This is a genomic window from Liquorilactobacillus cacaonum DSM 21116, from assembly GCF_001436735.1.
Lineage (GTDB): Bacteria > Bacillota > Bacilli > Lactobacillales > Lactobacillaceae > Liquorilactobacillus > Liquorilactobacillus cacaonum.
The window spans coordinates 502,617-516,315 of record NZ_AYZE01000014.1 but is presented as its reverse complement, the minus strand read 5'-3'; the positions used below and the strand labels follow the sequence as shown (position 1 = coordinate 516,315).

General features: G+C 33.6%; 17 protein-coding genes. 12 read left to right on the top strand and 5 right to left on the bottom strand.

The window, feature by feature from the left end:
* Window positions 1-72 precede the first annotated feature (72 nt).
* The 10 genes from efp to recN all read left to right on the top strand — a co-directional run bounded on the left by efp (window position 73) and on the right by recN (window position 8,006).
* Entirely contained in the window at window positions 73-630 is a 558-nt protein-coding gene (gene efp, locus FC80_RS06400) for an elongation factor P (RefSeq protein WP_057829296.1), read from the top strand.
* A gap of 19 nt (window positions 631-649) precedes the next feature.
* The gene (locus FC80_RS06395) at window positions 650-1,081 is read left to right on the top strand and encodes an Asp23/Gls24 family envelope stress response protein (protein WP_057829295.1); all 432 of its coding nucleotides are present in this window, start codon (window positions 650-652) and stop codon (window positions 1,079-1,081) included.
* A gap of 2 nt (window positions 1,082-1,083) precedes the next feature.
* Window positions 1,084-1,482 carry a transcription antitermination factor NusB gene (gene nusB / locus FC80_RS06390; RefSeq protein WP_057829294.1) on the top strand — a complete coding sequence of 133 codons (399 nt, stop codon included), beginning with the start codon at window positions 1,084-1,086 and terminating at the stop codon, window positions 1,480-1,482.
* A 142-nt stretch (window positions 1,483-1,624) separates the two neighbouring features.
* Window positions 1,625-2,470 carry a bifunctional methylenetetrahydrofolate dehydrogenase/methenyltetrahydrofolate cyclohydrolase FolD gene (gene folD / locus FC80_RS06385; RefSeq protein ID WP_057829293.1) on the top strand — a complete coding sequence of 282 codons (846 nt, stop codon included), beginning with the start codon at window positions 1,625-1,627 and terminating at the stop codon, window positions 2,468-2,470.
* Window positions 2,471-2,474: 4 nt separating this feature from the next.
* Window positions 2,475-3,827, top strand: coding sequence for an exodeoxyribonuclease VII large subunit (gene xseA / locus FC80_RS06380; protein ID WP_057829292.1), 1,353 nt, complete (start codon window positions 2,475-2,477; stop codon window positions 3,825-3,827).
* Window positions 3,820-4,053, top strand: coding sequence for an exodeoxyribonuclease VII small subunit (locus FC80_RS06375; RefSeq protein ID WP_057829291.1), 234 nt, complete (start codon window positions 3,820-3,822; stop codon window positions 4,051-4,053). Before xseA ends, FC80_RS06375 begins: the two co-directional genes overlap by 8 nt.
* Window positions 4,043-4,927 carry a polyprenyl synthetase family protein gene (locus FC80_RS06370; protein WP_057829290.1) on the top strand — a complete coding sequence of 295 codons (885 nt, stop codon included), beginning with the start codon at window positions 4,043-4,045 and terminating at the stop codon, window positions 4,925-4,927. The genes FC80_RS06375 and FC80_RS06370 overlap by 11 nt, the downstream gene beginning before the upstream one ends.
* Window positions 4,927-5,742, top strand: coding sequence for a TlyA family RNA methyltransferase (locus tag FC80_RS06365; RefSeq protein ID WP_057829289.1), 816 nt, complete (start codon window positions 4,927-4,929; stop codon window positions 5,740-5,742). The genes FC80_RS06370 and FC80_RS06365 overlap by 1 nt, the downstream gene beginning before the upstream one ends.
* Window positions 5,743-5,837: 95 nt before the next feature.
* Entirely contained in the window at window positions 5,838-6,290 is a 453-nt protein-coding gene (locus FC80_RS06360; protein WP_057829360.1) for an arginine repressor, read from the top strand.
* A 15-nt stretch (window positions 6,291-6,305) separates the two neighbouring features.
* Window positions 6,306-8,006: a DNA repair protein RecN gene (gene recN, locus FC80_RS06355; protein ID WP_057829288.1), complete on the top strand. Its 1,701-nt coding sequence runs from the start codon at window positions 6,306-6,308 to the stop codon at window positions 8,004-8,006.
* A gap of 102 nt (window positions 8,007-8,108) precedes the next feature.
* Here recN and FC80_RS09600 read toward each other — a convergent pair whose 3' ends face one another.
* From FC80_RS09600 to FC80_RS06345, 3 genes are read right to left on the bottom strand one after another with little or no spacing between them, the layout of a single operon-like run.
* On the bottom strand, window positions 8,109-8,258 hold the full coding sequence (locus tag FC80_RS09600) for a hypothetical protein (RefSeq protein WP_169790545.1): 150 nt from the start codon (window positions 8,256-8,258) through the stop codon (window positions 8,109-8,111).
* Window positions 8,255-8,599, bottom strand: coding sequence for a hypothetical protein (locus tag FC80_RS06350; protein WP_083486932.1), 345 nt, complete (start codon window positions 8,597-8,599; stop codon window positions 8,255-8,257). The genes FC80_RS09600 and FC80_RS06350 overlap by 4 nt, the downstream gene beginning before the upstream one ends.
* On the bottom strand, window positions 8,577-9,872 hold the full coding sequence (locus tag FC80_RS06345) for a Y-family DNA polymerase (RefSeq protein ID WP_057829286.1): 1,296 nt from the start codon (window positions 9,870-9,872) through the stop codon (window positions 8,577-8,579). The genes FC80_RS06350 and FC80_RS06345 overlap by 23 nt, the downstream gene beginning before the upstream one ends.
* A 147-nt stretch (window positions 9,873-10,019) precedes the next feature.
* Between FC80_RS06345 and FC80_RS06340 the strand changes: the two genes are divergently transcribed.
* Both FC80_RS06340 and FC80_RS06335 read left to right on the top strand, forming a co-directional pair.
* Window positions 10,020-10,925, top strand: a complete 906-nt coding sequence (locus FC80_RS06340) for an NADP-dependent oxidoreductase (protein ID WP_235807244.1) — start codon at window positions 10,020-10,022, stop codon at window positions 10,923-10,925.
* Between the two features lie 29 nt (window positions 10,926-10,954).
* Window positions 10,955-11,410, top strand: a complete 456-nt coding sequence (locus FC80_RS06335) for a GNAT family N-acetyltransferase (protein WP_057829284.1) — start codon at window positions 10,955-10,957, stop codon at window positions 11,408-11,410.
* A gap of 142 nt (window positions 11,411-11,552) precedes the next feature.
* On the opposite strand, the gene FC80_RS06330 is transcribed toward FC80_RS06335, so the two are convergent.
* Together FC80_RS06330 and FC80_RS06325 are read right to left on the bottom strand one after the other, a co-directional pair.
* Window positions 11,553-12,479, bottom strand: coding sequence for a glycosyltransferase (locus FC80_RS06330; RefSeq protein ID WP_057829283.1), 927 nt, complete (start codon window positions 12,477-12,479; stop codon window positions 11,553-11,555).
* 2 nt (window positions 12,480-12,481) lie between these two features.
* Window positions 12,482-13,492: a glycosyltransferase family 2 protein gene (locus tag FC80_RS06325; RefSeq protein WP_057829282.1), complete on the bottom strand. Its 1,011-nt coding sequence runs from the start codon at window positions 13,490-13,492 to the stop codon at window positions 12,482-12,484.
* Between the last annotated feature and the right edge of the window lie 207 nt (window positions 13,493-13,699).

Genomic DNA, 13,699 nt, shown 5'->3' with positions numbered 1-13,699 from the left:
TTTTTATGTGTTCGTTATGGTGAAGCACAATTAATGATGATTACCTAGACTATAATTTTTAGGAGGATTACAATGATTTCAGTTAATGAATTTAAAAATGGGTTAACGATTTTGGTAGATGGTGAAATTTGGCGTGTTGTTGAATTTCAGCATGTTAAACCAGGTAAAGGTTCAGCTTTTGTACGTTCAAAATTAAAGAACTTACGTAGCGGTGCAGTTCAAGAAAAGACGTTCCGTGCTGGTGAAAAAGTTGAAAGAGCACAGATTGATAATAAAAAAATGCAATATTTGTATGCGGATGGAACAAACCATGTATTCATGGATATGGAAACATACGAACAACTTGAATTACCAGAAGAACGTGTTAAAAACGAATTGAACTATCTTAAAGAAAATATGGTTGTGAGCATTATTATGTTTGGCTCTGAGACTCTTGGAGTTGATTTGCCAAATACAGTTGATCTTGCGGTCGCAGCTACAGAGCCTGGAATCAAGGGTGATACAGCTTCAGGTGGTTCAAAGCCAGCTACGCTTGAAACTGGGTTAGTTGTTCAGGTCCCATTCTTTATTAATGAAGGTGATGTGTTAACGATTAATACCCAAGATGGTAGCTATATTTCTCGTGCCTAATTCAAAGGAGGTTTCGATGATGGCAGAAAGCAATAACATTGTGATAGAAAGTAATGAATCAACATTAGGGCAGATTGAAATTGCACCTGAAGTGATTGAAGTGATTGTTGGAATTGCTGCAAGTCAAGTTGAAGGAGTTTATTCAATGCGCGGTTCACTTGCCAACAGTGTAAATGAACTTTTTGGACGCAAGAGTCGAGGTAAAGGTGTTAAACTTAGCCAAAATTCAGGTACTCTGAACGTTGAAGTCTATGCTTTTTTGAACTATGGTGTTTCAGTACCAAAAGTTGCAGCCGAAATTCAAGAAAAGGTGAAACAACAATTATTATTCATGACAGGGTTAGAATTAGCGACGATTGATGTTTATGTTCAGGGAGTTGTTCCTGAGAAACAGGTTTCAGCTATCAATCCGGCTAATTTATTTGATGAGGAAAATGGTGACGCAAAGTGACTATGAGTAGACATGATATGCGAAAGACTGCATTTCAAATGTTGTTTGCAATGGAGAGTAACAATGATGTGGAAATTAATGAGGTTTATTATCAAGTTAGAGATAACGAAGATGAACTTGAGCAAATTCCAAGTTATGTTCGCACTTTAGTTGTAGGAACTAATGAGAAAAAAGCAGAGTTAGATACGATTATTCAAAAGTACCTTGGTAAGAGTTGGACTCTTTCAAGGTTAAATAAAACAGATGTGATTATTTTGCGTTTGGCAATTTTTGAAATTCAAAATATTGATGATGTTCCTGGCAGAGTTGCACTTGATGAGGCTTTGGAATTAACTAAGGAATTTAGTGATGAAAAATCGCGTCGTTTTGTGAATGGGGTTCTTTCTAACTTGGTTAAATAATTAATGAGATTAGGTCGATTGCAAATTAATAGTTTGCAAGGCCTATTTTTTTACATCCTGAAGAAACTAAGCGTACTTAGAAGTAGGGAATATGCTAAAATATAATCATGTACAAATCAGAAATATGTTAGGATGAATGTTTATGGCAAAGCTATTAGATGGACGTGCACTTTCAAAAAAAATCAAGCTAGAATTACATGATAGAGTTGACCAACTTAAACAAGGAGGGACTGTACCTAAGTTAGTGGTGATTTTAGTTGGAGATGATGAAGCAAGTAAGATCTATGTTCGCAATAAGCATAAAGCTGCTGAGATGATTGGGATTCAAACAGAAGATATTAAGTTACCAGTGGATACTTCTGAAAAAGCAGTTCTCCAATTAATCGAAAAATTTAATGAAGATGATTTAGTTCATGGGATATTGGTACAACTTCCATTACCGCAGCAAATTAATTCAAGAAAAGTAACAGAGGCAATTAATCCTCAAAAAGATGTTGATGGATTTCATCCAAATAATGTCGGCCATTTGTTCATGGGTGAACCGCGAGCTTTACCATGTACACCGAATGGTATTATACAACTCTTGCATGAGTATCATGTACCAGTTGTCGGTAAAAAAGCGGTGGTTATTGGTAGAAGTAATATTGTAGGTAAACCAATGGCCGCAATGCTACTGAATGAAAGTGCAACAGTTACAGTTGTGCATAGTAAAACAAAAAATATGAAAGAAATTATTAAAACTGCAGATATTGTGGTTGTGGCGATTGGCAAAGCCGAGTTTATCACAAAAGAATATATAAAACCTGGTGCTGTTGTGATTGATGTCGGGATGAATCGCAATCATGCTGGAAAGTTAGTTGGAGATGTTGCTTTTTCAGAAGTTGAATCTGTTGCTTCGTATATAACACCTGTTCCTGGTGGTGTAGGTCCTATGACCATTGCAATGTTACTTGAACAGACTGTGAGATTTGCTGAATTGGAGGGATGACTTTTTGCCAGAACATGAATATTTATCCATAAGTGTATTAACAAAATATTTAAAGCGGAAATTTGATGTAGATCCCTATTTAGGCCGAGTTTATTTAACTGGCGAAATTTCAAACTTTCGGTTGCGCCCTAATGCACATCAATATTTTAGCCTTAAAGATGAACACGCTAAAATAAATGCGATTATGTTTAAATCAGCTTTTGAAAAAGTTAAGTTTAAACCAGAAGAAGGTATGAAAGTCCTTGTAGTCGGGAGAATATCACTTTATGAGGCAAGCGGTGGCTATCAAATATACATTGAAAAAATGGAACCTGACGGTGTGGGGGCTTTATATCAAGCCTATGAGCAACTAAAGAAAAAATTAGCACAAGAGGGATTATTTAGCGTTGAAAAAAAGTTTCTACCAAAGTTTCCAAAGAAAATAGCTGTAATTACAAGTCCATCAGGAGCAGTTATTAAGGATATTATGACAACCGTAAGACGACGCTTTCCAATTGCACAGATTGTTTTGTTTCCGGCATTAGTACAGGGAGAAAATGCTGCACGTGATATTGTTGACCGAATTCAGCAAGTTCAAGAAATTGGCAACTTTGATACTTTGATAATAGGGCGTGGTGGTGGATCGATTGAAGATTTATGGCCATTTAACGAGGAAATTGTTGCCCGTGCGATTTTTGATTGTCAAATTCCAGTAATTTCTTCTGTAGGTCATGAAACTGATACAACGATTGCTGATTTGGTGGCTGATGTACGTGCTGCAACTCCGACAGCGGCAGCAGAGCTAGCTGTGCCTGTATTAAACGACGAGATTTTGAAAATTGAGCAATTACGAATCAGGCTATTCCAAAATTTGCAAGCAAAAATAAAATTAAAACAGCAATTAGTTAATAAATTGAGTAATTCTTACGTATTTAAGCAGCCTGGTAGACTATATGAAGGTTTTTTACAAAAGATTGATATTTTAAAAAAGAGTGCACAACAAGCACTTCAAAAAAAATTGACTGAAAGAGAACGTGTTGTTCATTCCCTGATACAAAGGTTACAAGAAAAAGCCCCAAACGAAAGAGTACATTTGTATGGTTCACAACTGGAGTATCTAACAAAGCAACTTGAACACGCTATTAAGGAAGTGTTTCAAGATAAGCAACAAGGTTTAAGTAAAGCAACTTCGGATTTAGATAAACTTAGCCCATTGAAAATTATGGGACGTGGATATAGTTATATTTCTGGTGAAAAAGGAGAAATTATTAAGTCTGTTGTGCAGCTTTCATTGAATGAGGAACTTGAACTTCATTTACAAGATGGAAATGTGAAAGCAAAAGTAATGGAATTAGGGAAGGAAAAAAACAATGACTGAAAAAAAGAGTTTTGAAGATAATTTAAAAGAATTGGAAGAAATTGTACAAAAATTAGAACAAGGTGATGTTCCGTTAGAACAAGCTTTAAATCAGTTTCAAAAGGGAGTCTCATTAAGTAATGATTTACAAAAAACACTTGAAGAGGCTGAAAAAACACTTGCAAAAGTAATGGATAAAGATGGTAATGAAACTGTTTTTGAAAGAGATTCTGCTAATGAACAATAGAATGAAGGATTTTCAAGAACAAAATCTTCCCAAATTTGAAAAAAAGATTGCTAGTTTTTTAGGTAGTTTAGAAGCTGAAAAAACTTTGAAAGATGCAATGAGCTATTCAGTTGAAATTGGTGGAAAAAGAATACGTCCCTTAATGATAATGGCAATTTGTAATTTTTTCGAAAGGCCAGTCGATGATGATGTTTTAGTTATTGCGGGCAGTCTCGAGTTACTACACACATATTCTTTAATACATGATGATTTACCAGAAATGGATAATGATAATCTAAGAAGAGGTAAGCCGACTAACCATAAAGTCTATGGGCAAGCTCATGCCGTATTAGCGGGAGATGGTTTATTAACACTTTCTTTTGATTGGATAACGCGAACTAATTTAGGTGATAAGGCTAAGCTAGATTTAATTTCTTTCCTAGGGAAAGCTGCGGGCCCTGAAGGAATGGTAAGTGGGCAAGTTGCAGATATTGAAGGGGAACAAAAAATATTAACCTTGGAACAATTGCAGCGAGTTCATGCCCGAAAAACAGGGGCTTTGTTAAAGTATGCTTGTCAGGCTGGCAGTATATTAAGTAATGTAAACGAACGTGAATTTAACTTGTTAGTTAGTTTTGGAAGTCTTTTTGGACTAGCATTTCAGATTTACGATGATATTTTAGATGTAGTTTCAACAACAGAGAAGATGGGGAAAAAGGTCCATAAAGATCAAAGTGAAAATAAAAATACATACCCTGGGATTTTAGGATTAGAAGGGGCATATAAAATGCTAGATGAAGTAATAGGAAAAGCAAGAAATGAACTTATTCGATTAGATGCAGTGGACAGTATTCTAGGGGATTTTTTAGGATATTTTGAGAGAAAGGGTAATTGATGAAAAAAGAACGTATTGATGTCTTACTTGTACAGCAAGGATTGTTTGAAACGCGTGAACAGGCTAAAAGAGCAGTAATGGCAGGTGAAATTTTAGGTGAGAATGAGGAACGATTAGACAAACCCGGTATGAAAATTGATACGTCTACTCAGTTACACTTTAAAGGCAAAAAGATGCCTTATGTTAGCCGTGGGGGATATAAATTAGAAAAAGCACTTAAGGTATTTGATGTAGATATTAAAGGTAAAACTGTGTTAGATATCGGTTCTTCAACAGGCGGGTTTACTGATGTTGCTTTGCAAAATGGTGCAAAATTAAGCTATGCATTAGATGTGGGGACAAATCAATTGGCTTGGAAAATCAGGCAAGATTCTCGTGTTATCGTAATGGAGAATACAAATTTCCGTTATAGTAAACCTGAAGATTTCACGAATGGAGTACCAGAATTTTCTACAATTGATGTTTCATTTATTTCATTAGAACTGATTTTGCCACCTTTACATGCAATTTTGCAAGATGCGGGAGATGTGATTGCATTAATAAAACCACAATTTGAAGCTGGACGTGAGAACGTAGGTAAAAATGGGATTGTGAGAGATAAAAAAGTACATTTGGCTGTTCTAGAAAAAATTACTACATTTGCATTATCAACAGGATTTGATGTTTGTGGAATTGATTTTTCACCGATAACTGGTGGAGAAGGTAATATTGAATTTATTTGTCATTTGAAAAAAGTAGATAATGAGGGTTCTAACAAGTCTGGAATTGATAATAAAGCCATAATTGAGAAAGCATATACAACTTTTGGCAAATAATTATTAATTTTTATGAACTTTTTCTTTAATATTTATTCAAGTTGGGCTATTATAATTAGTGAATTATGAATAAATGTGGGGGATTGGTGATTGGTATGCGTAAACAAGAGCGACAAAAGGCGATAAAAGAGTTATTAACACAGTATAGTATTGATAGACAAGAAGACATCGTAAAGCTTTTGGGTGAACAAGGAATTGGTGTGACACAGGCAACAATTTCACGCGATGTCAAGGAGATGCAGTTAATAAAATTACCGTCTGCTTCTGGTGATTATCAATACAGCCTTCCCACAGAAAAAAAATTAAATGCGGAAAAGAAATTGCGGAATACATTGAAGGATGCATATTTATCCTCACGTATTCAAAGAGAATTATTACTCATTAAGGTTTCTCCTGGAAATGGACCAGTAATTGCAAGTTTGATAGATCAAATGCGTTATGAAGAAATTTTCGGGACGTTGGGTGATGATGATACCGTTTTAATAATTGCAAAATCAAGTGAAGCTGCAATTATTGCTCAAGAATTAATCCTTGAAATGACGAACTAATAAAGGAATGATAAGATGTTACGCGAGTTGATGATTAGAGATTTTGCAATCATTGAGAGACTTGATATAAACTTTGAGGACAAAATGACTGTCTTAACTGGTGAGACCGGTGCAGGTAAATCAATAGTAATTGATGCATTGGGTCTTCTTGCAGGTGGAAGGAGCTCTCAAGAGTATATTCGAAAAGGTGCAGAAAAAGCTCTATTGCAGGGTTTATTTATTTTACCAAAGAGTGCGCAATTATATCATGATTTGGACGAGATGGGTATAATCGTTGAGGATGAATCTTTAATCATTCAACGTGAACTTTATCGTAGTGGCAGGAGTGTTTGTCGTATAAATAATATTTTAGTAACCTTGGGTGCATTGAAAAAAATTGGAAATCAACTGATTGATATTCATGGGCAAAATGAGCATCAAATGTTAATGAATCCAGATAATCATATTTCACTTTTAGACAAATTCAGTTCTAAAACGCAAGAATTAAAGAAAGAATATCGTAATTTGTATAATGGCTATTTAGAAAAGGTAAAGATTCTCAAGAAACAACAAAGCAATGAACAACAATGGGCACAAAGATTAGATATGTTACAATTTCAAGTTCAGGAAATTAATGAAGCCAGTCTTATTTTAGGAGAAGATGTCGAACTTGAAAATAAAAAGCAAAAACTAGAAAATTTTCAAACAATTAGAGACACTTTATCACAAAGTTATGAATTGCTTTCAGGAGAAGCGATTGATTTTTTGGGACATTTGGGTGATACAGTAGAAGGAATGCAACGCATCGAGAATTTATCGGAAGATTTGCATAATATTTCAGAAAACTTGTCGAGTTCTTTTTATATGCTTCAGGATGCTGCGCGTGACATCTCAAATGAATTGGATATTATGGAATGGAATGAAGATGAACTTAATCAAGTCAATCAACGGCTTGACTTAATAAAACAACTTGAGCATAAGTATGGGAATTCTATAAAAAAAGTGCTGGATTATTATACTCAAATTGAAAATGAATTGACACAGATGCAAAATGCTGGCGAAGATAGTGAAATCCTACAGAAAACTGTACAAAAGTCTTATAATAAAGCACTTGAAGTTGCCAAGCAATTAAGTCAAGAGAGAATACAAGTTGCTAAAAATTTGGCAAAAGAAGTTGAATTACAGTTAAACTCCTTGTACATGAGTAAGGCACGATTTGATGTTCGTTTTATTACCAATGAAGATCAACTAACAATTGATGGTATTGATAGAGTTGAATTTTATATTCAAACAAATCAAGGTGAAAGTAGTGGCCCTTTGGCAAAAATTGTGTCGGGTGGCGAATTATCACGTATAATGTTGGCACTCAAAACGATTTTCTCACAAGAACGTAACAAGACAAGTATTATTTTTGATGAGGTTGATACTGGTGTTAGTGGTCGTGTTGCACAATCAATGGCTGAAAAGATAGGACAAATTGCTGAAACATCGCAAGTCCTCTGTATTACACATCTGCCACAAGTAGCTGCGATTAGTAATCACCATTTTCTTGTTACAAAGAGAACCATTAAGGGGCGAACAGAAGCCACTGTAGAAAAGCTAGATGCACAAAGTAGAATTAGCGAAATTGCACGAATGCTAGCTGGTACTGAGATTACAAAATTATCATTGGAGCATGCTAAAGAATTACTTGAAATGGGTAAGAAAACACAGCAAAAATTAGATAATGATGTTTAATAAACAGTGTCAGTATTATTAATAAAAAGGATCCTTTTAGATACGAGACTTGGATATTAAAGTAGAGTGTCAAAAAAAGGGTGCTTTTTTTAAAATAATAAATTAGTTTTTTTTAGAATCAAAATCATGATTTAATGCTTTTTTGTGATCACTTAAGAAAAATCCTTGCCATTTTAGCATACCACGATCTTTATAATAATTTTTGAAAAAATTTTCAGCAAAATTATCATTGTAGATTTTATCATTTTTCATTTTTGATACCTCTTTTTGTTTGAAATTAATTTATTGTTACTGGGCCAGCGTTGATCTTCAAATAAAATAAAAATGAATGTTAATGTTGTTTTTTGACGAAGAAAACCTATCACTTCTTCGAGATATTCAAGAGTTTGATTCATAAGCCGACGCATTGGAATTGATCGGCTTAGTTGTCGTGGCTTGAAAATGTTGAAGAAGAAATTGTAAGAAGAATCAAAGCGATCATTAACTACTAATATGTAATAACGAGCACGAACATGGGGCTTGAAATGTTTTTTTGTTTGTTCAAAAATATAATCAGCTTCTTTTTTTGCATTATTCGAATGAATTTCCACCATTGTGTCCTCCTACTAGATTTTGACGTTGAATAAAGGTACCGCCTTTTTGTAAACTATTAGCGTACATAATAGTTTTTGTACCGAATTTGTCACGAATTTGATCAATTAGACTATCAAATTCAATTTTTTTTAATTGTATATTGGTATCTTCAAAAAAGGTCAATTGATCACCTCTTTTTGGACTTAAGCGACTATAAGAAACACTTATACGGCGAATGGGTTCACCTTGCCAAAAATTTCGAAAAATAAATAAAAGTTGTGTAATCAAAAGTTGGCTATTATCTGTTGGTAAAATTTTTAATTCATGTGAAAAGCCACTGTAATTATTTTCAATGCTACTCAAAGAAAACCCAATACCCAAATGGACACAAGCCGTTGTTTTATGAATATGTCTAATTCGCGATGCAACTTGTTGTCCAATTTCTTTGATAACAACTTCGATTTCGGATTGTTTAAGATAATCTCGTGGTAATATTTGAGAGTTACCAATACTAGAGTTTTTAGTTGGTGTTTGTTCGTTCAACTGACTCCGATCAATGCCCCATGATAATGCAAATAACTGAGTTCCAATAATACCCATTTCTTTTTTTAGCTTGAATGGATTAGTATGAGCCAAATCGGCTAATGTATAAATGCCTAGGTGATTCAACCTTGTTTCTGTTTTTTTTCCAATGCTCCAAAATGAAGTTAGCTGCGAAATACTCCAGAATTTTTTAGTGAATGTTTCATAAGTAACTTGAAAAATTAGGTTGTGTGCTTTTTTTGCATAAATATCAAGTGCTAATTTAGCCTGGAGAGGATTTTCACCAATTCCAATTGAAGTATACAATCCAGTTTTTTTGCGAACAGTTCTTTGGATTAGTTTTGCAACCTCAAGTGGAGATGAGCCAAATAATTTCCAAGAATGGGTTACATCCAGAATTGATTCGTCAATTGAATAAGGATAGAGATCTTCTTCAGCAACGAAATGAGTAAAGATATGATTAATCAATAAACTTTTAGAAATATAAAGATTCATTCGTGGTGGAACTACTATTAATCTTGGATCATCGGGCAAATCATAACGGCGATCAACATTGCTAATATGGAATATTTTTTTAGCATTTGGCGATGTAGCCAAAATTAAACCGCCATTTGTATTTTCTTGTTCAGACATAACCACTAAAATTGATTTTAAGGGGTTTAACCCACGTTGGACACTCTCAACGCTTGCATAAAAGGATTTATTATCAATCATGAAAAAAACACCATGAGGTTCGTCTTGATAGTTCATATGAATACCTCCTATTTTTAATTATACAAACATACGTTCGATTTTTCAAGAGTGTTATTTTTGAGAATTTTAGGTACAATTGACTATGCTTAGAAATTTATTTTTTACAGATTGGATAATCTAGGCTAATGTTAGTTGGAAAGGAAGGTGTCTAAATTGTATGCAATTTTAATGAATGATTATGGGAGTACAGATGTATTCGAGGAAGTTGAGGTGAGGATGCCAGTTCTTAAGCCCAAGCAAGTTTTGATTAAACAAATGGCTGTTGCAATTGATCCGTATGATGTTAAATTTCGCGCTGGATTCATGGGGAGAAGTTTAGTTCCTCCGATTATTGATGGCTCGAGTGTTTCAGGGGAAGTAGTCGCAATTGGGGATGAAGTTACTGATTTTGAAGTAGGTCAAAAAGTTGCAGCAAGTCCACATTTACATGCTTATGCACAATATGTGGCAGTTGGGCAATCCCAGTGTGCCAAAATTCCAACTAATGTTAGTTTTGAGCAAGCAGCTGCGGCAGCATTAGGTATTCAGACTGCTTATCAGCTAGTTACAGATGCATTATATTTGGACAAAAATGACAGTCTATTGATTCATGGAATAGCTGGTAATGTAGGATTGGCAGTACTTCAATTTGCTAGAATGGCTGGAGTAAACAAAATTTACGGAACTGCAAGTGAAAGAGGAATTAAATATCTTGCTAAATTTGATTCGAAAGTGGAAGTTATTAATTATAAAAAGGATGACTTCACGGAAAAAATTCCATTAGTTGACAAAATTGTGGATTTAGTAGGAGAAGAGACAACAACGAAATCACTAAAAATTTTAAAAGAAAATGGCAAGTTAATTTCAACAGTAAATCAAATTAGTGATGACAGAGTGACAATGTTTTTTATGAAGTCGAATGGCCCAAAATTAGAGGTGGCTATGAAAGAAATCGCAAGAGGAAATATTCATGTAGAGATTGCAAAAATTGCAACTTTCAATGTAACCAACCTAAGAAATTTTCATGATATGAAACACGTTCTTGGCAAGTTAATTTTACGATTTAGTTAGCAAAATTTTACATTATCGGAGGGAATTTTATGGAACTTGTTGATATGACAGCAAAGTATTATGTTCAATTTGAAAAAAATAGTATTGTAGAGTATGCTTCTGAAAAAATAAAAGCTGGTACTTGGGATGAAAAAGAAGCGTTGATTAATGCAAAGAGGGAATTTGAAGTTCTAATTCCTCAAGGATTAAAAACGCCAGATCATTATTTTTATTTATTCAAAAATAATGATCATGAAATTGGTCACGTTTGGTTTGCAAAAGAATCAAACGAAAAAAAAGTGTTTATTTATGATATTTTAATAAAGCCAGAATTTCAAAATCAGGGTTTAGGAACAGAAGCAATGGGGTTAATAATGATCAAGGCAAGAAAATTGGGATTTGAGAAAATCGGTCTGCATGTTTTTGGACACAATCAAAGGGCACTGCATGTTTATCAAAAGGTAGGGTTTATTCCAGTTGATATTCGAATGGAACGAGATTTATAAAGTTATGGTTTTTGAGTCGTAAACTATATAAACAATAAATCAAAGCATAAAAATTAACCAAATAATGATTGAGATATCTATATAGATATCTCAATCATTATTTGGTTATAGCTTAGGAGCTAATTTTGGAAAATCCAAATTATTATTTTCTTTTTATGAAAATTAAATACCAATCGCCTAAGTATTGCCTATAACGTGGGCAGCAGTCCCAATAAAACCCTAACCTAATACCCGTAAAAATATTCTTACTGTCATAAAAATTATACCGAATATTTAGCCATTTTGCGTTTCGCTTAAGTACTGAAAGTTGGTGTAATGTATTTGAGTTTACGTCATTAGTCAGAAAATTTTCTAATGTTTTTTGGAATGCTTGGGCTGTTTTAATCCATTTCTTTTTTTCACCAATTGTTTTTAAATTACGTCCTTCTTTAGCGAATGCGCTTGAAGTATGCTTTCGCCAATTAATAAGAGTATCCGTGTAAGTGTACAAACCATCTGAAAAAATAGCTAAACGCCAAAATAAAGCATCATGGGGATACGCTGGCTGCCAGTATTTTTTGCTTAAGTCCACTAAACTTCTTCTTATACAATGTGTACAGCCAGGGCTTTTTACTAATAAGTAGTTATTTGGTAAAGAAATTTTATGTAGTTTTTTATCATTTTCCCATGGTCCAGAAACGGTATGCTCATCTTCATAAAATTCTTGATAATTAGAGGTTAACAGAGTTATTTTCGGATTCTCCTCCATTATTTTATTCATGATAGCTAATTTATCTTTACGCCAAATGTCATCTTGATCGCATGTAAAAACGAGCTCACCAGAACTTCTCCAAATACCATTCATAAAGTTTTGGCGCCAACCTAAGTTTTTTTGATTAACATCAATATTCCAAGCAGTTAACTGATACTTGTTTATATATTTTTTAATTATATCAACAGTTTTATCAGTCGAGCAGTCATCTATAATAAGTACCTCATTAGCAGCAAGAGTTTGATTTCGTAAAGAGTCTAATTGTTCAGTAATAAATTTTTCGCCATTATATGTCGACATTACAATTGAAATTTTCATTGTTATTTTTCCTTAAGTAATATTTGGTTGGACTTTAGAATCTCATAAAATTTCCAGGCGTACTTATAAACAAATACACCAAAACCTAGGAAGAAAAAGGCAATTCTATCTCTTCGGGGTGTTTTAGGATTTTTTAGAATATCTTTTTTATGGGATTTTAAAAAGCCCATAATTTCTTTTTTTTCTTGAGGCACATGTGCTTGTGAATCGGCTAAAATTTGATTTAACGTACTAAAACGAGCATATACTTGGCGGCGAAGAGTCGCCTCTGAGAGATCAGGATATTTTGAATTCACATAAGCAGCCATTTTATCTGTCATGGGTAGTAGTTCAAGTTTTTTGTTATTAAAACCTGAGGTGACAATAGATCCATCACGAATAACGTAAAAATACTTTGCTAAAAATCCGCAACAAACTGTATCACACAAATCAAATAGTTGATAGGTTGTTGCGATGTCTTCAAAAATCATACCATCAGGGAATTTTACCGTATCATATAATTCTCTAGCACCTAATTTAGCATAAGCACAAGTGTCAACCAAATCTTGGTAGCACATTTTTTCAATACATTCTTTTCCTGTAAGAACTATTTCTTGACCATTACCATTGTCCTTTTCGGTATTTGTTTTTGTAAAAACATTCATTAATGAACAAATAGCTAATTTTGATTTGAAATTATTTTTCTTAAGAAGTCCCAATAAGTAAGAAATGTAGTCTGACGATACATAGTCATCGGAATCAACAAAGGTAATAAAAGCGCCTTTAGAACAAACTATACCTGCATTTCTAGCGTTTGATAAACCACCATTTTCTTGATGGAATACCGTAATTCTTGAATCTCTTTGTTTGTAATCAGCTAAAATCTTGGCTGAATCATCAGTAGAACCATCATCAATAAAAATTAATTCAATATTTTGATAGGTCTGGTTAATTAGTGAATCTATACAGCGATGTAAATAAGGAGCGACATTATAAACTGGAACGATAACGCTTATTAATGGTGAAGTTGACATAATAATCTCCGTAATAATATTTTTGTAAAAAAAGCTCTCTTACGATAAAACAATCATATTTTTAATGATATGAAGATGTACCGTTATTAACCTTGAATCATTATAGCTATTTAATTCATTTTTTTCAATATAAAGGGAGGGTCGGTATGTGTATATAAAAAAAGAAACCATAGCTCAAATGTTATATTTGAGTTAGCTTCTTTTTTT